We start from the raw sequence: 25,935 nt of genomic DNA on the forward strand, positions 1-25,935 counted from the left end.
CTTTAAAGTAAAATCTAGAGCGTTTTAGGGTCTGATTCTGGGTCGTTATGCCTATAATATGCCGTGCACGAAAGAGCAGAGAAATCTCCCTAAAAACCTATCTTATTTTTTAAGGGTAGTTGGGGTTCTTTTATCCGGTGCCGATGTTGTTCTCTTAATATTGATAAAAGGGCTTTTTATTAAATAGAGAAAAGTCTGCTTGTTATCTTCTTCGAATTCGACCAAGCCAAACTTCATTTTTTCCAAAGGCATTGTCTTGAAGGTACCAAAAATTCGATCCCAGAGGATAAAAATGTCGGCATAATTGGAGTCGGTGTAGAATTGATCTTGTTGATGGTGCACCCTATGATGGTCGGGCATAACAAAAATCAATCCAAATGTGGAGTTCAACCATTTTGGGTAGTTTAAATTCGCGTGCTCAAAAAAGAAGAAAATATAAAGTATGAAATAGTACAATGCCATAGAAAAAACATCAGTGCCAAAAACTGCTGCAGTGACAATATTTCCAAGTCCGAAAACCATGGTCAACTCAATGGGATGAAATCGAAAAACGGTCGAAGAATCCATGGTGGTATCGCTATGATGAACTCTATGGAACCTCCAAAGCAAAGGTATTTTATGGGTGGCCCTGTGTATCCAATACGCCGTAATATCGTAAAATGCCACGGAAACAATCAACTTTGCCCATATAGGCAGTTCAAAAAGATAAAGGAGCCCCACGCCATTGTTGTTCAACCAATCAATTGAGAATACCTGAAACGTAACAAAAAAAATGTTTATGCCTACCAGTACAATTTGGAACAGCACATTCTGTAATAGATGATGGGCCCTTTTCTTGAAATTGAATGGTGACCCCATTATTTGTTCCAGGGTAAAAAACAGGGCAATCAATCCTATAATAATGTAATTGGGATCAATACCCAGCAATCTATTTAGAAACTCCATGTCTGTACTTGTTTTGTTTTTAATTTTTATATTTTATGTTCTGATGGATATAAAAGCGTGGGCTTTATTGAAAAATATGTATTCCTTTTGACTAATTGGTAGAGTATCCAATGAACAAACGGCGTCAATACCATGGCCAGTTGCCGTTTTCCATTCCAATTGCTCAATATGCTTCCATACGTATATTTTCGATGCCTTATGCTCGTCATTTATTCAGATTTATGAACTTCAAGTTCGATTTCTACCATAAATTCCGGCAATGCCAACCCCTTTACTTCGAGCCAAGAACCAGTTGGAAATCCATTTTTGTATATTTCGGCGCGGTAGGCAGATTTTTCTATCATTTGTGCCATATCGGTTGTAAAGATGTCTTCTTTTACTACATCGTCAAATGAGCAACCATAGTGGTTTAATATTTTTTCCAAATCAGCATAACAATTTTTTATCTGCTGTTCCAAATCTCCTATGGCGGTCGGGTTACCTTCATCATCCATGCTAACAGCTCCAGAAATTTTAATAGTATTTCCAATTTTTACGGCGTGAGAATATCCATAGGCCTTTTCTATATCTGGCCTTAACAAAAAATATTCAGGTTTTTCGGATTCAACTATTGTTTCGTTTTCAATTTCTTTGGTTTGCTGCTGCTGCTTTTGTTCACAGCTTTGAAACATCAAAGTGAAGATTACAAGTGTTGAGGATAAGATTAGTTTGGCGGTCGTTTTTTTCATAATTGTGATTGTTTAATGTTTACTTTGGTCAGTTTTGGACTGTCCCGTTTATAATGGAGCTATCCCAATTTGTTTTTACCGGGTAGTTTGTATTTAATTTTCCAATAATCTTGGCATTGGTCAGTGATTGGCAATATATATGCACAACAACCGATAATAACTTCGAATAGAGCAGGAATGCGACGCATTTGCTCTAAACGAAATTTTAATTTGTTAGGGGGGGGGGAGTTTGTTTAAAGTTAGTAAGATTCCGTTAACATTCCCTAAAACATTTAAGGAAAGTGAACAATTAGTGTGTTGAAAACAAAAAAGTCACGTTCATTTTATAACAAAGCATATAAATAATGTTTAAACAGTTGTTTTGATCACACTAGGTTTGGATTGCTTTAGAAAAAAGTCAGGTCTTCGGGAATTGTATCGAACAAATTGTTGAAGTTGGTGCTTTCTATTGCGGAATCGGTGATGCGAACCACGTATGGAAATTGGCTCATAAGACATTTTTACTCCAGTTCTTTGTTGTATATATTATTTTTCCAATTTATTAGTTGTAGCTACTTCTCTGTGTAATTTCCATTTCCCATCATTCTTATCCTTTTTTAATATAGCCAAGAAAGTATCCTCAATTTCTACCGGTTCACCTTGCTCATTGGTATAATACACAGAACTCGTTCCAAAGTCATATGCTACGCTGTCACTTACAATTATTGTTTCTTTAGGATTCATAATTAAACTGTCGTAACTAAAAGAGCCGACAGGTTCATTTCGTAAACGTTTGTATTCTTCCCAAGTTCCACAAATAGGTGTTAAAGATATTATATCTTTAGTGCCAAAATTTCTTAAATCAGCGTAACGTTTTTCTTTAATGGCCAATTGAAATCCATTCCGAGTTTCTTCAATGGAGGCTAATTCAGCTTGAATGTCAAATTTATTTACATCAGTCGATTTGATTTCTGATCGATTGTTTTTTCCATTACAAGAAATAAGAAATAATGTCAGAAGTATTAGTAATAAGTTTTTCATTTTATTTAAGTTTTAGTTGGTGTAAGTTATTTAATCATTTTTATTGCCCAATCATCTCTTGTTTTTATTAAGTTTCTAAGGGCGTGTTTTACAATCCATTGCCTTTCCGTCGTCATTTCTTCTTGTTTCCAGCTTTCTACGATTTGCTTACCAGCAGAAAAGTTATCTTTAAGTATGTCGTTTAAACAATTAGCTACAGATTTTTGAACATATTTGGATGTATCATCTTTTAAGTTTTCTAAAATAGGAGTTATTGGGGATGGATCTTGAATAAAAACATCTAGTTTTTTTGCCCAAGGCAATCTAGGTCTTACTCCTTCACTTGCCAACCGTCGAATATGAAAGTTTGAGTGTTTTGACCACTTTACCATTTGCTTTAGTGTTTTATCAAAGTGATGCAAAATATATGGGCGAATAGCATATTCGCTTGTATTCCTTTTGGTTATTTCTTCTAAGGCGTTCATCGATTTTTCAAAATCATTTAAACCATATTTTTCTACATATTTTGCAATGGGCATTACCCAATAATACTCAGTGAACATTCCAGTTTCATTGCTGTTTTCTGGACCTAATATGTTAATTAGTTGGGGGAGTCCTAAGTTGTAATCCTGCTCAAAACTATTATGCAATTGGTCTGCAATTAATTCTACTCTACCTTTTAGCTCAAGAAAATCTAATTTCGATTCAATGTTGTGTATTAGAACTGTTTTGTTGAAAGCAGAATTATTTGAAGATAATTTTTCTGCAAGTTGGGTAACTAAACCTTTATCAAACCAATATTTTAATTTTTTATAGGCCACTCTTTAGTTGGTTACAATGTGCTTATGCAATGTTGAGCTTTGGTTATTTTTTTATTTGGCTATCTAATACTTCAAGAATACGGTTAATCCTTTTCATTAAAGTTAAGGATTCTTGATTATTGAACATATTTAGTGTTAATGACCAAGCAATGTTACCTTCTAATTTTGAATCTCCCATAAGCTCATTGGTAGTCCTTGTTATGAGTTTTGATTTTCCAGGCACTAGGTTGTTAACTTGTTTGGATTCTAATAAGTTTTTTGGCGTGCCTTTCCAATAGGTGTATACCATATCACGCTGTATATCTACTTTATTTAAGTAAGGATACAGATCTTGTTCACAAAACCTAAGAAATATTTGCTCTACTTCTTGAAGTTGAATCACATCGGTGCTCCAATTAACGAGTAGTTGCTTTAACTCTTCGTCTTTCAAAATTTCGATATTTCCAGAGCTCACTAAGTCGTTTTGAATAGGGTCAAAGGTTGGGGGCTGAATAGTACTTAAGAAAACAAGGATACTATCGAGTTTGGCATTTTCCGGTTGATTATAATATTCCAATAATCGCCTACAATTTTCAATCAATGTATTTCTGAGTTGAATTTTATCCAGCAGTTGATCTCTATTGGATATAAATTCCTTTTCAAGTCTTTTTAAAATAGCTTGCTCCTTAATACTATCTTTACGTTGCTCGTTCCAGTTGTTGATCTGTAATGCAATCAAAATTCCGATGACTACGAGTACAATTTCCCCAATCGCATATTTCAGGTACTTTCCAATTTTCCCTTCGGATAGTAAGCTTTGTCTAATTTTCCTAAAGAATTTTATCATTTATTAGTGGTTGGTTAAATCGATGCACAACAATCGATAATAACTTCGAATAGGGCAGGAATGCGCCGCATTTGCTCTAAAGGAAATTATATGTTCTTAGGGGGAGATTTTGTTTAAAATTAGTAAGATTCCGTTAACCTTCCCTAAAACATTTAAGAAAATGAGGAATTACTTTTGTTGAAAACAAAAAGTCACGTTCATTTTATAAAAATACGTATGTAAAAATGTATAAAAGTTGTTTTAGATTACACTAAGTTTGAGTTGCTGCAGAGGAAAATAAGGCCTATGGGAGTAGGGCGAACAAATTGTTGAAGTTGGTGCCTTCCATTGTGGAACCAGGAATGAGAACTCTGTATGGAAATTGGGCCAATGGAAATTTTTGACTCAGACTTTTGTTGTGTGCCGTTTTAATTTTATTCGGTTATAGGTCTTATTCCAAAAATAAGTAAATACCCAATCATCCAAAATTCACCAATGGTTGCGGGTAGGGTAAGAAATCTATTGAAGCCAAAATCAATTCCTGCGTAGCGGATAACGGTGCTGATTAGATAGCCAATACCACCTAAAACAATAACCCTTCCTAACCACACTGGCATTCTTTTGGATTTAATGACCATAAACCCCATGGGAAATAGCCAAAGCCCAAAGAATAGACCACCAATACCCCAAGCATTTGAAATTATACTTTGAAAAGCCTGAATAAGTAAAACTTTGTCTTCCAAAGCACCCGTGTCGGAATTGGCAACGCCTAAAGCAGAGGCGATCGAAATTGCACTTATCATAATGGCTATGGCATTCACCATTCCCCATATACCGAGAGTCCAAGCTTCCCATTCATATTTGTCTTTAAACAATTTGTAAAACCAAATTGCGGTAAGTGCTTGTGAAATTACTATGGCAAATTCTAATAGCAACCTAATTCTTACAGTGGATTCTAGTTCAACCAAATTTGTTAACGTTTGTTCAGGATTGCCCGATACAAATATTTGAGAATGAAAGACCATAAACCCTAAAATCCCTGAAACAGCCATTATTAAATACCAAACGCCAGTTATTCTTGCAGTTTTGATCGATTGCTTTTGTTCTTTATTTAAATCCACAGGTTGTTTGTTCATAGTGTTCATAATACATTTGACGATGTAACAGGATTATTGTTACAGTTTTGCTATAATGGCTTCAATACCCTGCTAAACCCAGAACCTTATTAAATTGCATTTAGGTAAGGTTGGGTCGGGTTTTAGTTGTTTTCAATCGTGGTGCCGTAGGTTGCGGGTCCTAACGTATTCGTGTATGGCTAGTTGTCCTATTTTTTTAATTCCTTAATTGCTTCAGTATATAGATTTCCTATAAGTTCTTCTTGTCCTGTTAGTTCCCAAAACCTCAATTGAAACTGAACTAGGCTCTGATCTATGTTTTCCATATTATGAGCATTTGTATCAAAATAGAAATCTATAATTTTTGCAATCGTTCTATTTGTCAACACATCTTGCATTGAGTAAACGTAGGTCAGCTTTTGTGTTGTTTCAAAATCAAATTCAGCAATTATTCCTGTTGATTTAGCCGATTCCCAAGCAGTATTGGTCAAAATGGCATCAATCAAACTTTCGTTTTTAGTCAATACTCCCAGATTTAGGTAATTATATTTCATTAATTCCGTTTTTAGGCTGTCATTCCTTCCTTCAATTACCTCATTAATCCGGTTTCTTATTTCTATGTGTTGTTCTTTCCAATTTTTTAATATGGCCGAATTCCGATATAATTCCTTCCTAAGACTTTCAATGGCAACGGTCTTTTTCTTGTTAGTTTTATAGTCTTCGAATAATTTGTTTATTAACAAAGCAAATAGCACGCTAAAGACAATTAGCAATCCTTCGGCAAAATATTTTTTGAAGTTGTTCATGATAAAGCATTGTGGCCAACGCTCTGCTAAACGCAGTTACGTTCTTGGATGAAAATTTATGGTGACTGAAAATTACATATAAATTTTAATGCTAAGTATAGCGTTATCAAATTGCATTTATGTGTAAGATTGGGGTGGATGTCCAAGGGGCGGGAAATTGTGGAACCTATTGTTCCTATGTGCTTTCTCATCGTGCAAGCAACAAGACCTGTTGGGAAATCTATTAACGTTTGACAGGGAAGGGGAAGAGCAATAAACAGGCATTTGCCATTGCAAAATCAGGGCTGCCCTATGATGAGAACTATGTGTCGAGATTGAACTAAAAGAACTTTTTTTAACTCAGTTCTTTGTTGTAAGTAGTTTTTATTGGTTATTTTGAGTACTTTTCTTTAACCTCTCTTACGTGAGCTCTTGTAAGTTTAGATTTTCCATTCGAATCTAAGCCCCACATAAATTTCAAAAACCTCTCTTGTTCTTCGTAAGAGGAATAAATTGTAGTACTATCTGCCAAATCTCTATATAATTGAGCATCAAACTTTCTATTTTTTGTAGCATAGTTTTGCAGTCCTAAAGCCCAATCATCAATTTTTTTTCCCTCCAAAGAAATCAATAATTGATTTTTTGAATAATTAGGTGCATCATATAAATAAGATTCTTTTTCTAATTCTTTAGCCAACTTTTGTTGTTGTTCAATATCTTGTTTAGTCAACTTTCCGTTTCGATTTCCGGAAAATTGTGACTTACTGGACTCATAAGTTCCCCAAATAATAGCGATAGCAACAATTAAATATAAACCCCTAACATATTTACTTCCTTTCTTATATGATTCTAGTGAATCTTTCCATCTATCAGTTCCCATATATTTACCATCATTACTATAACCTGGTTTATTTGGATTCGGTCCTTTGATGTTCATTTTACTTTTTAGTTTAAATTACGTATAACAGCTTCGGCTATGAGTAGTTGCGGATTTTAAGAAACTACTTTTCGGATTACAATGTACTCTTATTTACCCTAAAATCTTTAGATTAAGCACTTAAGCCGCAATTACTTATATACCGTGTTGTGTGCAGTGTTTTTTTATGTAGTAAACAATATTACTTCCGTATTAAGTTTATTTTTGTTCAGCTCAATAATTCTATATCCAAATGTTGCGCTACTAACTTTTATCTCATCGGGTATTTTTTCTACTTGATAAGAACTTGCAGGTGTAATATACTGTCGGATATTACCATTACTTCTTTCATCTTCGAAATGATAATGTCCACAGAAAATGACAACATCTTTTTCAAGGTTTTGCAGCTCTGTTCTTAGAAGATTTCGATTTTTTAAGGCAAATTGCCTATCTACTTCGGTGTCAACCCCTAAAATGGGATGATGAATAAATAGGATGATGTTTTTTTCCGTTAAAAGTTCCTTTTTAAACCAATTAAATTGTTCTTGACTTATGGAGCCTGAACTTGAGTCTAAAAATAGAAATTTGTAATAATTATACTCTTGACTATAATACAGTTCAGTTTGGCTTTCAACAACTTCCATGCCGTAGTGATCGACTACTTCATCAAAGTAATCGTGATTTCCTAAAGTTATGGCTAAATTATAATTTTTCAGAGATTCAAAAAACCATTGGTTTGCAGTTTTTTCTCCAATATCTCCTCCAAATACAATTTCTTCTATACCTTTTTTAGAAACATCATTAAGTATTATTTCCCAATTTTTTCGAGCGTCAACGCCTTGGTCAATAGGAAATCGTTCATCTAAATGAATATCGGTTATATATGCAATTTTTTTGTTCACAGAATGTGTTATGGTTGTAGTATTGTCATTTTCCATCCATTACTGGTCTGTTCAAAAAGTTTTCTTTCGTGTAGCCTACTTGTTTTAAACTCCATAAACTCTATTCTAATCGGTTTAATGTAAATACCTCCCCAGTTTTTTGGTTGCCCAACGTTTTTATTTCCTAATGCTGCTTTCTTCTCTTCGAACAGTTTTTGCATATATGGTATATCTTGAATTTCCCGCCCTTGCTCAAAAATAGTAGATACAATCTTTGAGTCTCTATTCCTTTTCTTAAAGTAAATTTCAGCATCAGGCTTGGGAATTTCTGATACATCTCCTTGTATTCTAATTTGTCTTTCTGTACACGTCCACCAAAATGATAGTGCAGCTTTCGAGTGATTTTTAATTTCTCTTCCTTTTCTTGAATCTAAAGGACCCGTAACTACAAATGATTGGTTCTTAATTTCTTTTAAAGAGACAAATCTAGAATTCGGATATCCATCTAATCCAATTGTAGATAAACAACAGGCAGAAGGTAAATCTAAATTATTTTGTTCTTTTTCTTCAGAAAACCATTTTTCAAATAATAATAAAGGGTTCATTTGTTATGTATTTCAGATTGCATACTACGGTCTGGTATAACCTGGATAAGCCGGGTAAAGTGACCCACCTTCGCCGGATGAAACTGACCAGGGTAAACGAACTGCCTAGATTTGATCTATCCTTGGGTTAAACTTAGTTTTTATTTTTCAATTTTCTTCTCATTGATTCTCCTTTTATGTCGATTCTGTGTGCCGTGTGCACCAAACGGTCGAGAATGGCATCGGCCAGTGTTTTTTCACCTATGATGTCATGCCATACTTCGACTGGTAGTTGTGATGCTATAATAGTGGACCTTTTGCCGTGACGGTCCTCGATGATCTCCATAAGCGCATGCCTGTTGATGTTGTCCAATGGTTTAAGGCCGAAGTCGTCCAAGATGAGCAAGTCCTGTTTTTCAAGTTTGCTTATCTGTTTTGGATAGGAACCGTCGGCCTTTGATGTCTTGAGCAGGGTAAAGAGCTTGGCGGTGTTGAAGTACATGACCTTTCGCCCCAAGGAGCAGGCCTGGTGGCCGATGGCCGAGGCCAGATAACTTTTCCCCACACCGGTACTACCGGTAATAAGTATGTTTTCCCTTTTAGGGATGAACCCGCAGGAACCGAGCCTCCGGACCAGGTTCTTGTCCAGTTGGCGTGACGGTCGGTAATCGATGGCCTCCATGACGGCCGTATACCTGAACCTTGCGGACTTGGTCAATCGCTCTATCCTACGGTTGTGCCGGTCGTCCCATTCGCTCTGGACGAGATAGGCGATCAGTTCATCGTTGGTGTAACCGGTGGACGGACCGCCGGTTTCCATTGTTGTGGTGAAGGCCCTGTGCATTCCATAGAGCCTCATTTCTTTCATCAATTGCATTGTTTTTTCGTTCATATGTTCTGTTTTTAAGTATTGTTCCTATTCGTAGTATTTTCCTCCCCTTATGTTGTTGTGCTCGGGCATTTCCATATCCCCGTCCATACGTTCATCGATCTGGTCCCATCCCTTTTTCAGGATGCGCTCGACCATATTGTAATTGTACGCACCATATTCCGAGGCACGTTTGCACGCATTCTCAAGACGTCCCCTTCCGTACTTTTTGGCAAGGTGGAGCACGCCCAGACAGGACTTATAGGATTGTTCCGGGTGTTGCTTCTTCTCCAGGATGGCAATGATGTACCCTTTACAGTGTCCACCGATATTGCCCGCCCAATCGATGAACCTTTCACTGCTCCATTCGCTTACGAACCTGTGGTGCGAGGGCATATGGTCGGCCAAGGTGGTATAGCCGTATTTTTTCCTGTCCCTTGTATGTACGGCGAACCTTTCGTGCTTATGGTAGATTTCGACGATACTGTCGGTATAGACCAGCTTGACCTGTTTGCCTATATGCCTGTAGGGCACGCTGTAATAATGCTTGTCCTTCCCAAAATAGATATGGCTGTTCTTGTGCACGGTGGCCTGGGCATATCGTTTTACCTCATAGCGTTTCGCCGGTAACGGCATCAGTTCGCCCTTCTCGATTTCCATGAAAAGTGAACGCCTGGAATATTCCCTTCCCCTGAACGGCATTGTGTTGTGTTTTTCCAACAGTTCCCTTATCGCCATGTTGATATCGGCCATGCTATGGAAGACCTGGTTCCGTAAAGGGGCGAACACCCTGGTGTAGATTATCTTCACGGCGTTCTCCACTATGGCCTTGTCCCTTGGCCTATAGGTACGTGTGGGCAGTACCGCCGTTTCATAGTGTTCGGCAAAGTCGGCGAAGACCTCGTTGACCTTGGGCTCGTAACGGCTGCTCTTGGTGACCGCCGACTTCAGGTTGTCGGGTACCAGGGCCTTTGGTACGCCGCCGTAGAACCATAGTGCGTTTTCGGTGCAGCGGATGAAGTCCTCCAGTTTTTGGCTCGCACAGGCCTCTACATAAGTATATTGGCTGCTGCCCAGTATGCAAACGAACACCTCCAGTTCCTTCAGTTCACCGGTGTCCCTGTCAACAATGTGGAGTTTCTTCCCCGTGAAGTCTATAAAGAGCTTGTCGCCGGCCTTGTGCTCCATGTGCATTACCGGCGAGGTCTCCTTGCGCCATTCGGCGTACCAGTACTTGAACTGTGAGAGCTTGAAGCCATCGGGATGCTTGGCATAATATTCCTCCCAGAGCAACTGTCGGGTAACCCCGGTCTTTCTTATTTCCTTATCAAAATAGGGAAAGTACTGCCTTAAGGTCAGCAACCGTTGGCTCTTGCGCTTTTGCCCGTCCTTAAAAAGGCCGTGGAGTTCCTCCAAGGTCATCTTCTCCACTTCGTAGGCCGTAAAACGGTACCGCTTGAAGAATTCTATGTACTTCCTGACCGTGACACGGGATATGCCCAATTGTTGGCTTATCCCCCGTTTGCTCATGCCGGAGGTGTAAAGTTTGTAAATCAGTTTTGTCTTTCGCATGTCTATCTGCTTGTTCGCCATGGTGCTTTTTAACAAAAAAAGCACTTAGACTTTTTACAGATAGATCTAATCTAAAGGTGGTCCACTTTGACCCGGCGAAGGTGGGTCACTTTCGTCCGGCCAGCTATGGTCACTTTAACCCAGCGAGGGTGGTATACTATGTCCGGCGTTTCCAGTTTCATTTCATTTTCTACATTTTTGTGATAGCAAAAAGTCCTAATGCAATAAACATTAATAGAAATATAGAGTTTCCAATAATTCCCATTAATGATTTTTTCCCATTTTCTGACTTTTCTGAAATACCAAAAATTAATCCTGCTATATTTAATCCAAAAGCAATTAAATAAGGAAAAGCTAAATATGGGTCAATCTTTTTACTTATTCCTAAATCTTCTGTAAACATTGCAAGAATAAAAGTTCCAATAATTAATACTAAACTTATTATCAATAATTTATTAGTTTTTAATTTCATCGTTTATATTATTGCCAACGGTCTCGGCTATGAGTAGTTGCGTGGGTTAGCACTTAACTTAGCAAGTACACACCAAGCTGAAAATCCGCGAGGATTTTCAGAAGTAGGCGAGAACAAGCAATTACTTATAGCCATTGTTGTACACAGTTTTTATTTGTTCAATATCCAATTTATCAAGTCTTTTTTGTCTACTATAGACCAACTATGAGGATGTCTTTCACCATTTTCCCTGTATCCTTTATCAGTTGTCGGAATATATTCAACACTTTCATATCCTTTTTGGATAAGACTTTCTGATAATTTTTTGATGTAAAAAGCATTCATTTGTTCATAATCAGCCATTCGATTTTCTTTCCACCAAATCGTGTCAGGTTCTGTATAAAGCCTGATTTTTGTCCGCTTTAATTTTTTAAGGTTTGAGATGTTATTCGTGCTATATGTAAACACAGCATTTTTCTCATAATTTTCAATATTGTCTTTTGGATTACCGAACTTATAGCCTAAAGTTTCTAAAAGCCAAGTACTTTCTTGGATTGAAGGTTCTGAAAAATTTCGTTCTATGTTTTTTTCTGAAGATTTGTACAATGCAGCCAAGTCTATCGGTGAATCCACGATAAAAACTCCTTTTGGGTCAATATAGAATTGCTTCATCCCAATAATAAAATCACTTATTAAGAGACTGACAACTCCACCACTCGAAAATCCACCAACAAAAATATTTTCTGTTGGCAGTTCATTTTCAACAACTATATCTTGTAATTTTTTTGCGAGCTGATGTTTTTCATTTTCTTCAAGCCAGAGTTTTTGATTAAAATTTGACAACAAAACAGCAATACTGTTTTCTCTCGCAATGTCAAGAATTTGAAATTCCCTTTTTATATCATCAGCATCTTCAGGATAACCACCGAATAAAATTAAAACCCCTTTTATTTTTTTATTTGGCTTATAAAGTTCGTAATCTTCTTTTACTATTTCTGTAAACTCAATTTTTTCAGTAACTATTTGTTCCTTCTCTTTTTTGTTTTGTTTACACGAAACAACTGCAATAAAAACTAGAAGTAAAATTGATGCTTTTTTCATTTTTCAAATTGTGTACAACGGTCTCGTATAACCGTCAGTTACGGGTTAATATGCGTTAATTTTCGGTTTGGCACTGACTTTAGCAATTCCGAGTGGATTCGGACGTAGTCGAATCCGCCGTAATTGCGGTTATACATTGTTACCTACCGTTATTTTTTAATAAAAATCGCAATAATATTTCCACTCTTCAGTTTTTCTGTTTTTCGCTAGAAATATAGTTCCACTGTCAACTATATTTAAATTAGCTTTTTCGTCAGAGGCGATTTGAATAGCAAATTCAAAATCTTCTCCAAAGTAAACTCCAGGTTGACAAAAACTTGGATATCCTCCAATTTTATGTCCATATTGATTTTCGGTAATATCGTAATAGTCATTAATAATTCCTGAATTTTCTAAATCCAAAATTTTATCTTCCTGTTCACTTGATAATCCACCACCATCCCAAACAGGATAATCTTCTTCAATAATTTCAGGTTTTAAAGGAAAAGCTTTCAAAAAAGAATCAGTATTAGTTAATTCTTTTACGACTAATTTGTCATCTTTTTTATATTCTCGAATCAGCCAATTTTTCCCATTTTCAGTTAAATCGACAGGTAATTCACTAGAAATGAAAACGGTTAATGCTTTCGTGTCAGAGAAAATGTCTGGAATAAAAGGTAAGTTCTCGAAACAAAGTTGAAATAATGGAATCATTAATTCTCCGTTGTCGTCTTGAGGAATTTCTTCATTTTCCTTAAACAAGTAAACTTTACCAATCCAACTTTCAGATTCTGAATTTGTTGGTCTGAATCCACCTGTTTTCAATTCAATCCCTCGTTTAACAATTTCGTTTTTTATTTCCTGTATTTCATTCATTGAACTCTGGTTTTTTCTAATGGTAGGTAACGGTCTCGTATAACCGTCAGTTACGGGTTAAATTAGCGATTAGTTTCGAATTAAGCACTAGCCTTGGCAATTCCGAGTGGATTCGGACGCAGTCGAATCCGCCGTAATTGCGGTTATACATTGTTGTGCGTTCGGCTTTATTCATTTTCGTTATCGAGACTTTCTAAAAACTTAATCGGGTCTTTCAAAAAACTATGAGCGTCCGAATTCCGAATACTTTCTTTGATTTCTTCAAAATCAGCATTCATTAATTTACCTTTTCTGTCCATAAACATCCAGTCGTTTTGTTTTCCCAGTTCAATCATATTTTTCAAGAACTTAAATCCATTTTCTCGCAAATCCGCTCTAAAGGAAAATTCAGTTATCGAGAATGTTTTTTCATTCAATCCCATAAAAGCATCATTGTCCAAAGTTTCAGTATATGTTTTCCAGTTAAAACTTGAACTACTATTTCCCCAATCAGCTCTTTTTACAATTGAGTCAATTTTTGGCGTTATTTCCTCTGCTTTTTTGTCAATTTCTTTCCAATATAATTCCGCATCAGATTCAAAGTATCCAGTTTCGGTACAAACTCCGATTTTGGCTGGAATCAAATCGTGTTTTTTTAGAATTCCTTCTTTAGGAACAACTGCTAAATAATATTGATAAATTGCCATTTGTTTTCGGTTTCTTCAGCTGACGCACAACGGTCTGGTATAACCGTCAGTTACGGGATTAAAGTTATTAATTTTCGGTTAAGCACAGGCGTTAGCAATTCCGAGTGGATTCGGACGTAGTCGAATCCGCCGTAATTGCGGTTATACATTGTTGGCAATAGTTTTTTATTCAAATTTAAATAGTGTTGATGAGTCAAAAAATTCAACTTCCGTCTGTTTAAACAATGAACGAACTCTATTTAATTCCGCCCTTATTTCTTTGAGACTTTTATTTTCAGATATTCTTATTCCGTAAGCTAATTCCTTATAGTTTTTGTCCAATGTTTTAACAATATGTAAATCTTGAGAGCTCAAAGACTGTCCAAACACTACTATTTTTTTACTTTTATTTTCGTTTAATTCTCGGAAGCAATATGATAAGTAGTTATTTGATTGTATCGCTTTTAATTTCATTTCTGAAGTTCCTTCACTAATAAATAAAGGGTAGTTGTCGCTTGAAATTTCTTTTGTAATAACTTCTATTAGCCAATTATCATTTCTTTTAATTTTTATAGTATTGATTGAGCGGTCAAATAAAAACAAAGCACCGTGTAAATAATATATATGATGCTTATTTTCTTGGTCTCCTGCGTTAAATAATTGGAATCTTTCATCATCGTAGAAGTGAAAATAAAAGTAATCACCAAACTTTTTACTCTCCAAAATCAAATAGTACAAAAACAAGTCATAATTGGTAGTAAATATTTGGTCAAATTCTCTTAATTGTTCTGCTACAAGTTTTAGTTGTTCAATTTTTATTTCATCTGGTGTTGGGTGAATTCTGTTTATTGATTCAATCAGCCCTTGTTTAATTGTATTTTTGTTTTTTGTAATCCTTTGTTGCTCAATTTCTAAAGCACTACATACTCTTTCAGTGGATTCTAAATGTTCAAGTATGATTTCAAAGTTTGTTGATTTAAACTCTTTGAATAGATTTTTCACATCTTTCGGACAAGTTTCAATGTATTTGTCGTAGAGATTTCGATATAACAACCTTGTGCTAAAATTTAGACTGAAACCATTTCCGAGAAGCAATGGTGAATTGATAAAGTTTTTACTTATCCATTCCCATTGTCTTATTCCTTCCGAGTTTAATTGTTCAACTGTGTGTTTCATTCAAATTATTGCCAACGGTTTGCGTATATGACTTGTGGCGGTTTTCGAAGTGCTTTCTTGTCGGCTTGCACCAAACTTACTTAAAAGCAAAAAACTTGAATTTACCACTTTCCCCGCCATAAGTTATATACGCTGTTAGCGGTTCGGTGTTTATCAAAAGTAATTTAGGTCTTTTATTTCCACCAAAAATCAAATACTTGGGTGGTATCTTTTAGGTAAACCACTTCGCCAATTTTTGGGGTTGCAATGTTTAGGTTTTCTGTTTTATTAAGCTGTGTTAGGGTTTCTAAAGGGTCGTCCCAATTGTGATTGGCCATTTTAAATTTAGAAGAGTGTGCAGGCAATATGCGCTTGGCTTTTAAATCTTTGGCAGCTTGTATAACGTCTTCCGGAAAATTGTGAACCGCTCGCCAAGCAGCATTGTACTGACCGTTATCTAAAATAGCAAAATCAATTGTTGCATATTTCTTCCCAATGGCTGCAAAATGACTATCGTAACCACTATCTCCACCTACATAAATAGTCATCGATGGTGATTTAATTAAAAAGGATGCCCAAAGGGTATTGTTGCGGGAAAATCCTCTGCCCGAAAAATGCCGAGCAGGCTCGCAATGAATGCTTAGGTCGGTGCCTTGTTGTGTGCTTTCGTACCAATTTAATTCGATGATTTTATCTTCGGGAACGCCCCACTTTTTAAGATGATTACCTACCCCTAAACCAACTATAAACTTTTCTGCCTTTTCTTTTAGATGGATTATAGTGGGGTAATCTAAATGGTCATAATGGTCGTGGGTAATGATAAGGTAATCGATTTTGGGAAAATCTTCTGCTTGATAAATATCCGTTCCCGCAAAGGCTTTGTTGGTACCGGGAACGGGAGATGCATTGCCGCTGAATACAGGATCTACCAAATAGGTTTTTTGGTCGAGTTGCATAAAATAACTGGAATGACCGAACCAAACAAGAACATTTTCCTCAATTGCTAAACTTTTCAAATCGGTTTTAATGGTAGGTAATGTTTTATCAGGAATAGGGTTAGAAGGTTTTTCAAATAGTTGCTCTTTTATCACTTGTGTCCAAGAATAATTAGGGGTAAGCATCGGTGTTGGACTGATATTTTGAAATTTACCATCCTTATAATTAGAGAGTTGTTCATATTTTTGCCTGTCATCTTTGGTTGGAGAAGCCCCAAATTTATCTTGTTGCATAAAAAGCCAAAGAGCAAGAATTAAAATGGAAACTATTACAATAAATACAATCATCACTTTTTTTAATTTTCGAAAAAACTTGTTCATCTTTTTTAGATAGAAAAATTTGATTCATTTAAATTCTTGAAAAAGCCAACACATCTAATCTTTTCCAGAAAGCTTATCACTATTTTCTTTTATTAATTTGCTAAAAACACAACGGGCAACTACTACGGGATTTTCTTGGTGGTCTTGAAAAAGTTGAATATCCACTTTAACGATGGTTTTCCCATCTTTAATCACTTGGGCTTTAGCTTCTATATCGCTGGAGGTTGCAGCGTGTAGATAGTCTATGCGCATATCAATGGTATTGAGTTTGTCTTTGGGAGATTGCAGCGTAGTAGCAGCTGCAGTGCCACCTGCTGTATCTGCAATAGCAGCTAAAAACCCTCCGTGCCAACGCTCTTGAATGAAATCTCCAATGAATTCGTTTTTAAAAGGAACGTGAAGATGTGCATAACCCGACTTCACTTCCAAAATTTTTATACCTAATAGTTGATTAGCAGGCATCAATTCTTCAATGCCTTTTTTTAATAACTCAATAAATTCTTTTTGCATATTTTATGGCTTTATTTGTCATTTAATTTGCCGGTTGCAAATAAATAAGACCGCAAGATAATTTTTTTAATGATTTCTTTTTCTTCTTCATTTCGAGGGGCATACACCATAATAAAATTATGAGTAAGATAGCCCATTTTGGCAACTGGGTGTAACTCACCCCAACCTCGGCTTATGACATATTCAGCATCTTTTAATGTTAGACCTAAGTGCATACTGCCATCGGGCACTGGATGAAAGTGAGCAAACTCATTTCCAATCATAAAGGCGTGACAATCATTGCACATTTTGTCGGAAGAGAGACACATAGCTTGGGCTCCGGGAACAGATATTTTGCTGAACTCTTTGTTGATTTCAGGAAGCGAGAATGCCCAATCCATTAGTGAATCAACGAGTTTACGGTCTTCGGGCTGTTGATTCAGCTGCATATGTGGGTTGCTTGGTGTAGTTTTGGGTTTAATCCCATTTCGTAAGGGAAGTTCAAAGGTGTTTTCGTTTATCATATTTTTAGGGATTGATTTTTCATATTTTGTTAATTGTATTTTTCCTTGATTGAAACTGACGCTAAATGAAGTGAAAATCAAAACGATTAATAGTAAGTACCAATAACAGGATACTGTCATTATTGTTTGATGATAAAACTCCTTTCCCCAAAAGCGGGAAGGGAAGACTCTGATTCAAAAAAGTAATGTATTTCATCTTTGGAATCCATCAACCCTAAACTATATAATACAGGCACAAAATGGTCGGGCGTAGGAGCTGCCAGTTTGCCTAATTTATGACTGTTTTGATAATTAATAATGTTAGAGATATTTCTTTTATCTATTTGTTCCTTAACCCAGTTATCATATTCCATCTCCCAACCATAGGGCGAACTATCATTGCTTTGCATTTTTTTCATAGCAAGTGGGAGATTGTGAATTAATGCACCGCTGCCAATGATGAGTACTCCTTTTTCACGAAGTGATTTTAATTGTTTTCCTAACTCGTAATGATATTCAGGTTTTGCATAATAGTCGATGCTTAATTGAAATACAGGCACGTCCGCTTCAGGAAACAAGTGCATAAGCATAGGCCAAGCTCCGTGGTCGAGACCCCAGTCGGTAGTTTCGCTAACCGATGGGATAATGCGTTTTACTTCTTTTGCAATTTCAGGGGAGCCTTTAGCTTTGTAAAATACATCATAATATTCTTTAGGAAACCCATAGTAATCGAAAATCTGTTGCTGTTCAGGCGATACGTTAACAAAAGTTCCTCTGGTACACCAGTGAGCCGAAACCACCAAAGCAGCTTTTACTTCATAATTTTTTTTCAATTCCTTTCCCAATTGAAATAAGGTATTCCAAAAGGTGCGTTCTTCTCTTGAAAGCGGAATATCCATAGGATTGCCATGCGAAGTAAATAAAACAGGCATCTTTTTTCCTTGAACAGGAAGTTCATCCGTATATTTTCTAAAGCTGCTTAAGGTATTCACAATTGTTAGTCCTAATGTTGCTAATATAAATTGTTTTCTATCCATTTTAAGTTGACTGTTCTAATACTGGATTTGATTAAGAAGGATTTCCACTGATTAGTCTTGTAAACATTTCAGGGGTTCTTAACCAAGCAGTTACCCAAATAAACAACAGAACGATGGATTGAAAAACGTAAGGCTCGTCATTGGCCATATGTACCAATATGGCACCTCCAAAATAAGCACTCAATAACAATACCCCTAAAACAGCAGTGCGAGGTATCAAAAACAACAATACACTTACCAATTCGCCCAAAGCTATGATGGTTATCATTGAGCCCAAGCCCCATTTACCGAAATTTTCAACCATTTCGGGGTTACCTATTAGCTTTTGGCTGGCACTCATTACTAATAAAGCGGTAAGCAATCCTGCCATTACCCAACCTGTAATTTTTCTTTTTTTGCTCATAATTTTTTGTTTTAAAATGTTTAAACTCTATTTTCATCTGCAGTCCAATTTTTTATGCTTTCTTTTATGGCTTTTGGACTAAGGTTTTCTTTGGCTGCTCGCTCTATCAATGCTGCTAATTCTTCATCTGATGCAAATCTAGTGGCAACCAGTTGTGCCATAGTTAATTTATCTTCTAATTCTTCTAATCTGTTGCCTGTCAAAATATAATAGCGTAATCGTAGTTCTGCTCTTATGGTTCTGTCTTGATTTTTTGTGGCATACAATCTAGCTATTAAAGAAGCGAGAAAAACACTTAAAGCTAAAATCAGAAAAAAGATTTTTTCAGTCAGACTGTGGTCAGAGAATAGCAATACAATACTCAATATCACCCCAACAAGTGTGAGCGGAGATAGAATAAAATGATGAAGTGGATTGTAACGGACGTGATTTTTAAAATTTTGCATATTCAATTATTTTTTGGTTATACTTTGTTTAAAATTATTTACAATGATGCTCTTTAGTTAAGGCAATTAGCTTTTGCAAGGTATGTTTCATCTGGTCCATTTCTTCTTGACTTATCCCTGAATGACTAATGGAGCAAGATAATTTTTCAGGTATGTAACTCGCCTTCTTTTTTAAATTTATTCCTTTTTCTGTAAGGCTTATCTCCACTACACGTTCGTCACTACTAGAGCGTTTCCTTGAAATAAAACCTTGACTTTCCAACCTTTTAAGCAAGGGAGTCAGGGTGTTGGACTCCAGCATTAGTTTACTGCCAATATCATTTACCGTCAGGTTTTGGTATTGCCAGAGCACCAACATCGTTAAATATTGAGGGTAAGTAAGCCCCAACTCGTTGAGCAGGGGCGTATAAAGTTTGGTTACCACTCTAGATGCTGCGTATATCGGAAAACAATACTGATTTTCAATTTCTAATTCAGCAGAATTTTTCATTTTTAAAGAATTTTTCGCAGGTAACTTTCCATTTTCTCCGGCTTGGTGGTAGGAGCAAATCGTTTGACCGGCTTTCCGTTTTTATCAATGACAAATTTGGTAAAATTCCATTTGATGTTGCTACCTAAAATGCCTCCAAGTTTGGATTTTAAATACTTAAAAACGGGGTGAGCATTGGGCCCATTGACTTCTACCTTGTCGAACATAGGAAAACTTACCCCGTAATTAATTTCGCAAAATTCACTAATCTCATTGGCTGTGCCTTGTTCCTGCTTTCCGAATTGGTTGCAAGGAAATCCCAAAATAACCAACCCCTTGTCTTTGTATATTTTATACAAATTTTCCAATCCCTCATATTGTGGGGTAAGTCCGCACTTGCTAGCAGTATTTACCACCACTATGGTTTTACCTTCAAACTCTTTCAAAGAAATGGTTTCTCCGTTGAGTTTTTTTGCCTCAAGTTCAAATAAGCTCGCTTCCATTTTAATTACTTTTTAGTTGGAAAATAAGTTTTGAAAAAGGCTTTCATATCCTTCCAAGAAGCTTTGTCGGCAGCTTCATTGTAGGAAATGGGAAGGTTGAATTTTTCCCCGGTAGCTGTAGATGCTTTATTGGTAAAAGCGTGTGTGGCATCAGCATAAGACTTAAACTGGTAGGTAATGTTGTTGTCTTTCATTTGTTGATGAAAATTATCCACATCAGCTTGCGGCACAAACGAATCACTTTCACCGTGGCAAACCAATACTTTGGTGTTTTTCATTGCAGGACTAGCTTGAAAGCCGCTTAGTCCACCGTGAAAACTAACCACAGTTTCTAATGGTACCCCTAAGCTGGCAGCAAAAAGCGAAACCGTTCCGCCAAAGCAATAACCTATGGCACTTACTTTTGAAGCGTCCACCTGTTGTAGTTGAACTACAGCATCATAAGCCGCCTGCATCCGACTTTTTATCAGGTTAGGATCCCCATAAAACCTTCCGGCATTGGCCTGGGCATCGGCAGGGTTTTCTACGACCAATCCATTACCGTACATATCCACCGCCATAGCTACATAGCCTAACTCTGCCAACATTTTAGCACGATTTTTCACATAGTCGTTCAGCCCCCACCATTCGGGCACTACTAAAATGGCAGGTTGTTTTCCCTTTTGCTTTGCAGGATAATAAACAACGCCATTGAGTGTAACCTCGCCATCTTTATAGGTAATTTCTTCAGTTTTAACCTTGCTTTTTACATTTTCTTTGCTGTTTTGGGCAGTCAGAGTTTCTACACTAAAAAGGAGTGTAAAAAGCAATAAAATGTATGTTTTAAAATTTATCGTATTCATTCTGTTTGGTTTTTAAATTTTATAAAAAGAAATCTCCATTGGCTCTATCCATAGCTGTAAACTGCAACATCCAATAAGGATAAATAGGGTTTAATGCTGTTAGCTCATCCAGGATTTTAACATCTTCTGCATCCATTTCCCAGGTAGTAGTTTTGATGTTGTCTTCCAACTGGTGAGGCTTGGTAGCTCCAATAAGTACGGAAGTTACTCCGGGTTTTCTCAAAAGATAATTTAGGGCTGCTTGTGCTATAGAAGCCTTGTGTTTGTTGGCAATTTTTTCCAACTCATCAACAATAGCATAGCCTTTTTCCGGATCGATTTGAATAAAATTCTGCTCTTCATTGGTTCTTCTTGCTCCTTCCGGCATTGGCTTGTCTTTTCTGTATTTACCGGTTAAAAATCCGCCTCCAAGTGGCGACCAAGGGGTAAAGGCTAGTTTTTGATCCAAGCAAAGCGGTATCAATTCATATTCTACATCTCTGGATATAAGTGAATAAATGGCTTGCAATGAGACGGGTTTTTCCCAATGATTTTTTTCAGCGGTGTTGATAAACTTCATTAGCTGCCAAGCCGGGAAGTTACTTACCCCATAATATCTAATTTTTCCTTGTGAAACGAGGTCATCAAGGGTTGAAATGGTTTCTTCAAAAGGAGTAATTGGATCGTAACTATGAAGTACATAATGGTCGATATAGTCGGTACCCAATCGTTTTAAACTGTTGTGACAACTCTCGATAATGTGTTTTCTGGAAAGGCCCACATCATTAATTTCTTTACTCATTCTACCGCGGACTTTGGTAGCAATGATGACATCCTTTCTTTTGTCTTTCACTGCTTTTCCTAAAATATCTTCCGATTGGCCGTGAGAATAAACATCAGCAGAATCGAAGTAATTAATGCCAGAGTCTATGGCGATGTCCACTAATCGCTTGCTATCTTCATAGCCTAGAGAACCTACCACACTCCAGTAGCCACTGCTACCAAAACTCATCGTTCCCATACAAAGTTCTGAAACTAAAATTCCTGAATTTCCTAATTGATTGTACTTCATAGTGATTTAATTTAAAGTGAATGATAAATATTTAAGTGTAAAAGTATATCTTTGAAGATTAAATCGTAAGCGATATATTTTGTTTTAACAAATTTTAGGATTTTGAAATTTTTTACACTGACCGCTAACGGTTCGGCTATGATACGTTGCGGAAAAATGTCCGCAGGACTTTTCCGCCGTAGCCCTAAGTTAGCAAATATGCCCTGGAAATTCCTTTTGGAATTTCCGCCCGCAATGGATTATAGGTATTGTTGTAAGCCGTTTTTTATTCTTCCAATACAGCTTGCTCAATCCCACTTTCTTTATAAGTTATAAGTTCCGTTGGTAATTTGTCCTGTTCTTTTATTTTCAATTCCAGTGTACCAAGATATTCTTTCAAAAATTGTAAATCACTATCATTGGTAACATAGACTGGCAAGTATGGATTTAAAATTACGTGGAAAGGGTAGCCTATTTTTTCAGCTGCCTCTTCTTGGAAATTCTCCGTAAAAATTAAAGCATGGGGGAGACGCTCATTACTTGATTTTATTTGAAATATTGATTTATTTGGAAAGTCCGTTTTAATCAATTTTGATTGTCTAGAAAATAGGTGTTCCAAGTGCTGCCTAGACCATTCATAGAACTCCTTTTCCGATAACTTCCAATGTTTTAGCAGTCTTGACCCGATTGGAGTCATTTTGTGAGTTTTTGTGTTGATATGTGAAAAGCTCAAAAAGTATTTATCTGTAAATTTTTCTTTATAGATGTTGAAAACTTGATCTCTAACATCTATGGAAAGAGTGGGCGAGAAAATGTTTAAAGTGTCATTCCAATCCGGTAGTTCAAACCAAGTTTGAATTTCTTCTGCCTCTTGAATAATTCTGAGATTAAGGGAATCTCGATTTTCCAAAGAACCAAAGTCCGTAATATTAATCGTCACTTGTTCCAGCTTGAAGTCCTTTGGACTTATCCAGATATTGAAATAGTCTGTGGTATCTATTTCAAGACCTCTTGATTCCAACTCCAAGCGTAGTTTTTCAATAATCCTTTCCTCTCTGCTTGCCAAGCAGGAAACTAAAATTATCGAAGCGAGTATTAAGATGTATTTTTTCAAAATGTCTAGTCCTGAAATATGGCTACAGGTTAAAAATAGATTTACGCTGTTAATTTATATACCATATTTGGTGTTTTGTATTCTAAAGATAAATGTAATCTTATTTCATTGTAGAGATTGATTGCATTTTTTGTAGCTCTTTTTGCATGTTCCAAGCTATCAAAGGTCTGGTCAAGATAAAATTCGTCTTTAAGGATGCCATTGACGCGCTCTGCAATTGCATTTTCATAGCAATGGTTATCCTCAGTCATACTAATACAGATATCATTTCTTTTTAAAATTTGCGTGTAGACGTTGCTACAATATTGAATACCTCTATCGGAATGATGAATAAGTCCATTAATGCTTCGACTATGCTCAGCACAGGTATTTTTAGCTTGATATATTGCTTTGTTCAACGCCCTTTCGCAACCTTTAAGTTCCAAGCTGTTGCTGATGTCATATCCTACGATTTTACGTGAGAACATGTCTGTAATGAGTGCTAGGTAACAAAACCCTTTTATTGTTCTAATGTATGTAATGTCACTTACCCAGACCTGATTTGGTCTAGTAACCCGCACATCTTTTATGATGTTTTTGTACTTATAGAACCTATGCAAAGAGTTTGTTGTTCTGTAGCTAGGTTTCTTTCTAAGAGTCAGCATATTGTACTTTCTAAGAATATTAAATAGGGTATCTCTACCTACTTTAAGGTTAGCTTTTTCAAACTCATCTTTCAAAGATTTTTTGAGTTTACGCACGCCTTCTCTAGGTAGGGATTTGCGTTTTTGCTTTACTATTCTCAATACCTGTTGTTCAAATTTTAAACGTTTGTCAGCTCTACGTTTATATTTGTAGTAAGCATCACGTTTAAGGTCAAAGCAGGCAGTAATAGTAAGTAAAGAAGCAAACCCCTTAGATTTTTCCCTAGCTTTTATCAGGGCTTTATATTTAGCTTTTTTTTTAGCTCCAGGACAGATTTATAACCAAGCTGTTCAGCAGCTACTTCAAGATAGGATTCTTCAACTAAAGCATCCATATCCTTTTTTAAGAGTAATTTTTTAAGTTGTTCAATCTCTTTTTGAAGCTCTTTAATACGAGTTATTTCATCTTTAGTCTTCACAGTTACTCTGGTATTCATAAGGTCTTTACGATTATACTTTTTAATCCATTCATTTATGGTGGTAGGAGCAATACCGTAAGCCTTACCTAGTTGATACTTGTTTAATTTTCCAGTGGTAAGTTCGTCTAAAATTTTGAGTTTGAAAGATTCTGAATACCGTCTGATTACTTTGTCATTTTTATACATAATTGTAAGAATTATGTAGCCTTTATTCAGGACGGGTCAAAATGGCTTACAACGGTCTCGGCTATGAGTAGTTGCGTGTTTTAGCACTTAACTTTGCAAGTACACACGAAACTGAAAATCCGCAAGGATTTTCAGAAGTAGGCGAGAACAAGCAATTACTTATAGCCATTGTTGTAAGCAGTTTTTTATTTGTAAAATTCGTATTCGTATCTAAAAGTCAATTTATTATTCCCGTTAACTTTCTCAATTTTTTTCGGTAATGAGTTTTCATAGAAAAAAGTCAGTATGGTTGTCCCATTTCTGTCCTCTATCGTTTTGGTTTTGATAAAACCATTTTCATTATATTCAAAATATTCCGACTTAGTGTAATATTTGGTTTCGATTATCTGATTCTTGTCATTAAACTTGAATGATGAAATCGTTTCTAAATTTCTCGGATTAAAATTCTCAATTCTATTTCCATTGGAATCTGTTTTATATGCAGAATAATCCTCTTCGTTTAGTTTAATCCCATTGAAATAACTGATTTTTTTTGTTCCACCAATTTTTTCTTTTGGGTTGTAGAAATATTTGAATTCAGAATATAGGCCATCATTATTATATCTTAATTCCCTATCGAACGATTTGTCGTCATTTTTGAATATTACACTATTTAATTCCCATTCCTTATTTTCATTAAAGTCAGAATATATAGTGATGTTTTCGTCTTTTAACTCAAGAGTTCTTTTAGTCGGAATTGAATCTCCAATTTCATACTCTGTTCTGTATGGTCCATCATATTTATATTCGTAGCCATATTTAAAATCTCCTTTTGGTGTAAAAAATGAAAGTTTAGTTAGTCTGTTATGTTTGTCAAACTCAAATTTGGTCTTGCTAATAACTTTATTGGATGTATCAGTGTCTTCAACTATGTTACCAAATTTGTCAAAAATTAAATCTGTTACTATTTCTTTTTCTTCGTAAAATTTGATTCTCTTAATCTTGTTTTCAGTCGCAATTTTTTTAAAGGATTCATTACTGTTTCTTTCAGATTCAGGAACGTTTAATGTTATGACAAAATTTTGTCTTGATTCAGATTGTCCGAAACAAAAGTTTGAAATTAAAATAAGAAAGATTAAATACTTTTTCATTGATTTGGTCAAATTGCTTACAACGGTTTTGTGTATGGCTCGTTGCGGGAAATCCGCGAGGATTTTCCGCCGTAAACCGAAGATAGCAAATTGCAATGAATTCCGATTAGGAATTCAGC

The 25,935-nt window shown here is 36.0% G+C and carries 31 protein-coding genes; all 31 read right to left on the bottom strand.

Annotated elements, in window-relative coordinates; all coding sequences use genetic code 11:
- Nucleotides 1–102 precede the first annotated feature (102 nt).
- The 31 genes from ABTP35_RS14925 to ABTP35_RS15075 all read right to left on the bottom strand — a co-directional run bounded on the left by ABTP35_RS14925 (nucleotide 103) and on the right by ABTP35_RS15075 (nucleotide 25,816).
- Nucleotides 103–945 (bottom strand): sterol desaturase family protein, encoded by an 843-nt coding sequence (locus ABTP35_RS14925; protein ID WP_224837316.1) that lies wholly within the window; start codon nucleotides 943–945, stop codon nucleotides 103–105.
- A 209-nt stretch (nucleotides 946–1,154) separates the two neighbouring features.
- Nucleotides 1,155–1,673 carry a RidA family protein gene (locus ABTP35_RS14930; RefSeq protein ID WP_293295316.1) on the bottom strand — a complete coding sequence of 173 codons (519 nt, stop codon included), beginning with the start codon at nucleotides 1,671–1,673 and terminating at the stop codon, nucleotides 1,155–1,157.
- Between the two features lie 525 nt (nucleotides 1,674–2,198).
- Nucleotides 2,199–2,693, bottom strand: coding sequence for a hypothetical protein (locus tag ABTP35_RS14935; RefSeq protein WP_224837318.1), 495 nt, complete (start codon nucleotides 2,691–2,693; stop codon nucleotides 2,199–2,201).
- A 26-nt stretch (nucleotides 2,694–2,719) separates the two neighbouring features.
- Nucleotides 2,720–3,493, bottom strand: coding sequence for a DNA alkylation repair protein (locus ABTP35_RS14940; protein ID WP_293295315.1), 774 nt, complete (start codon nucleotides 3,491–3,493; stop codon nucleotides 2,720–2,722).
- A gap of 43 nt (nucleotides 3,494–3,536) precedes the next feature.
- Nucleotides 3,537–4,319 carry a DUF6090 family protein gene (locus tag ABTP35_RS14945; RefSeq protein WP_252079669.1) on the bottom strand — a complete coding sequence of 261 codons (783 nt, stop codon included), beginning with the start codon at nucleotides 4,317–4,319 and terminating at the stop codon, nucleotides 3,537–3,539.
- A gap of 413 nt (nucleotides 4,320–4,732) precedes the next feature.
- Complete coding sequence (locus ABTP35_RS14950) at nucleotides 4,733–5,434, bottom strand: DUF4386 domain-containing protein (RefSeq protein WP_293295314.1); 702 nt, start codon at nucleotides 5,432–5,434, stop codon at nucleotides 4,733–4,735.
- Between the two features lie 188 nt (nucleotides 5,435–5,622).
- Entirely contained in the window at nucleotides 5,623–6,219 is a 597-nt protein-coding gene (locus tag ABTP35_RS14955) for a hypothetical protein (protein ID WP_293295313.1), read from the bottom strand.
- Nucleotides 6,220–6,589: 370 nt separating this feature from the next.
- Nucleotides 6,590–7,135 (bottom strand): hypothetical protein, encoded by a 546-nt coding sequence (locus ABTP35_RS14960; protein WP_375334292.1) that lies wholly within the window; start codon nucleotides 7,133–7,135, stop codon nucleotides 6,590–6,592.
- A 164-nt stretch (nucleotides 7,136–7,299) separates the two neighbouring features.
- Nucleotides 7,300–8,052 carry a metallophosphoesterase family protein gene (locus ABTP35_RS14965; protein ID WP_375334293.1) on the bottom strand — a complete coding sequence of 251 codons (753 nt, stop codon included), beginning with the start codon at nucleotides 8,050–8,052 and terminating at the stop codon, nucleotides 7,300–7,302.
- The gene (locus tag ABTP35_RS14970) at nucleotides 8,025–8,600 is read right to left on the bottom strand and encodes a pyridoxal 5'-phosphate synthase (protein ID WP_375334294.1); all 576 of its coding nucleotides are present in this window, start codon (nucleotides 8,598–8,600) and stop codon (nucleotides 8,025–8,027) included. The genes ABTP35_RS14965 and ABTP35_RS14970 overlap by 28 nt, the downstream gene beginning before the upstream one ends.
- Nucleotides 8,601–8,733: 133 nt before the next feature.
- Nucleotides 8,734–9,471, bottom strand: coding sequence for an IS21-like element helper ATPase IstB (gene istB, locus ABTP35_RS14975; protein WP_207037074.1), 738 nt, complete (start codon nucleotides 9,469–9,471; stop codon nucleotides 8,734–8,736).
- Between the two features lie 24 nt (nucleotides 9,472–9,495).
- A complete protein-coding gene (gene istA / locus ABTP35_RS14980; protein WP_375334253.1) occupies nucleotides 9,496–11,019 on the bottom strand; it encodes an IS21 family transposase in 1,524 nt (507 codons plus the stop codon).
- 190 nt (nucleotides 11,020–11,209) lie between these two features.
- Nucleotides 11,210–11,491, bottom strand: a complete 282-nt coding sequence (locus ABTP35_RS14985; protein ID WP_293295306.1) for a hypothetical protein — start codon at nucleotides 11,489–11,491, stop codon at nucleotides 11,210–11,212.
- A gap of 150 nt (nucleotides 11,492–11,641) precedes the next feature.
- Entirely contained in the window at nucleotides 11,642–12,571 is a 930-nt protein-coding gene (locus tag ABTP35_RS14990) for a hypothetical protein (RefSeq protein WP_293295305.1), read from the bottom strand.
- Nucleotides 12,572–12,727: 156 nt separating this feature from the next.
- On the bottom strand, nucleotides 12,728–13,426 hold the full coding sequence (locus ABTP35_RS14995) for a DUF1963 domain-containing protein (protein WP_293295304.1): 699 nt from the start codon (nucleotides 13,424–13,426) through the stop codon (nucleotides 12,728–12,730).
- A gap of 167 nt (nucleotides 13,427–13,593) precedes the next feature.
- Nucleotides 13,594–14,112, bottom strand: a complete 519-nt coding sequence (locus ABTP35_RS15000) for a hypothetical protein (protein WP_293295303.1) — start codon at nucleotides 14,110–14,112, stop codon at nucleotides 13,594–13,596.
- Between the two features lie 165 nt (nucleotides 14,113–14,277).
- Nucleotides 14,278–15,267 carry a DUF4917 family protein gene (locus ABTP35_RS15005; protein WP_375334295.1) on the bottom strand — a complete coding sequence of 330 codons (990 nt, stop codon included), beginning with the start codon at nucleotides 15,265–15,267 and terminating at the stop codon, nucleotides 14,278–14,280.
- Between the two features lie 173 nt (nucleotides 15,268–15,440).
- Complete coding sequence (locus tag ABTP35_RS15010) at nucleotides 15,441–16,529, bottom strand: MBL fold metallo-hydrolase (protein WP_188460264.1); 1,089 nt, start codon at nucleotides 16,527–16,529, stop codon at nucleotides 15,441–15,443.
- A gap of 87 nt (nucleotides 16,530–16,616) precedes the next feature.
- Complete coding sequence (locus ABTP35_RS15015) at nucleotides 16,617–17,072, bottom strand: PaaI family thioesterase (RefSeq protein ID WP_127137571.1); 456 nt, start codon at nucleotides 17,070–17,072, stop codon at nucleotides 16,617–16,619.
- An 11-nt stretch (nucleotides 17,073–17,083) separates the two neighbouring features.
- Entirely contained in the window at nucleotides 17,084–17,695 is a 612-nt protein-coding gene (locus ABTP35_RS15020) for a luciferase family protein (protein WP_205780347.1), read from the bottom strand.
- A complete protein-coding gene (locus ABTP35_RS15025) occupies nucleotides 17,695–18,591 on the bottom strand; it encodes a dioxygenase (RefSeq protein WP_127137570.1) in 897 nt (298 codons plus the stop codon). The genes ABTP35_RS15020 and ABTP35_RS15025 overlap by 1 nt, the downstream gene beginning before the upstream one ends.
- A gap of 31 nt (nucleotides 18,592–18,622) precedes the next feature.
- Nucleotides 18,623–18,994: a DoxX family protein gene (locus tag ABTP35_RS15030; protein ID WP_127137569.1), complete on the bottom strand. Its 372-nt coding sequence runs from the start codon at nucleotides 18,992–18,994 to the stop codon at nucleotides 18,623–18,625.
- 20 nt (nucleotides 18,995–19,014) lie between these two features.
- Nucleotides 19,015–19,440, bottom strand: a complete 426-nt coding sequence (locus ABTP35_RS15035; RefSeq protein WP_127137568.1) for a DUF6526 family protein — start codon at nucleotides 19,438–19,440, stop codon at nucleotides 19,015–19,017.
- Between the two features lie 34 nt (nucleotides 19,441–19,474).
- Entirely contained in the window at nucleotides 19,475–19,930 is a 456-nt protein-coding gene (locus ABTP35_RS15040) for a MarR family winged helix-turn-helix transcriptional regulator (RefSeq protein ID WP_127137567.1), read from the bottom strand.
- 2 nt (nucleotides 19,931–19,932) lie between these two features.
- A complete protein-coding gene (locus ABTP35_RS15045) occupies nucleotides 19,933–20,412 on the bottom strand; it encodes a glutathione peroxidase (protein WP_127137566.1) in 480 nt (159 codons plus the stop codon).
- Between the two features lie 5 nt (nucleotides 20,413–20,417).
- Entirely contained in the window at nucleotides 20,418–21,254 is an 837-nt protein-coding gene (locus ABTP35_RS15050; RefSeq protein ID WP_127137565.1) for a dienelactone hydrolase family protein, read from the bottom strand.
- Nucleotides 21,255–21,273: 19 nt separating this feature from the next.
- Complete coding sequence (locus ABTP35_RS15055) at nucleotides 21,274–22,305, bottom strand: aldo/keto reductase (RefSeq protein ID WP_127137564.1); 1,032 nt, start codon at nucleotides 22,303–22,305, stop codon at nucleotides 21,274–21,276.
- 265 nt (nucleotides 22,306–22,570) lie between these two features.
- Nucleotides 22,571–23,398 (bottom strand): hypothetical protein, encoded by an 828-nt coding sequence (locus ABTP35_RS15060; RefSeq protein ID WP_375334296.1) that lies wholly within the window; start codon nucleotides 23,396–23,398, stop codon nucleotides 22,571–22,573.
- A 41-nt stretch (nucleotides 23,399–23,439) separates the two neighbouring features.
- Nucleotides 23,440–24,357, bottom strand: a complete 918-nt coding sequence (locus ABTP35_RS15065) for an IS3 family transposase (protein ID WP_375334520.1) — start codon at nucleotides 24,355–24,357, stop codon at nucleotides 23,440–23,442.
- A complete protein-coding gene (locus ABTP35_RS15070; protein WP_375334297.1) occupies nucleotides 24,315–24,686 on the bottom strand; it encodes a transposase in 372 nt (123 codons plus the stop codon). The genes ABTP35_RS15065 and ABTP35_RS15070 overlap by 43 nt, the downstream gene beginning before the upstream one ends.
- A gap of 185 nt (nucleotides 24,687–24,871) precedes the next feature.
- Entirely contained in the window at nucleotides 24,872–25,816 is a 945-nt protein-coding gene (locus tag ABTP35_RS15075; RefSeq protein ID WP_375334298.1) for a hypothetical protein, read from the bottom strand.
- Nucleotides 25,817–25,935 lie beyond the last annotated feature (119 nt).

It is taken from the genome of Flagellimonas alginilytica, assembly GCF_042134605.1.
GTDB classification, from domain to species: Bacteria; Bacteroidota; Bacteroidia; order Flavobacteriales; family Flavobacteriaceae; genus Flagellimonas; species Flagellimonas alginolytica.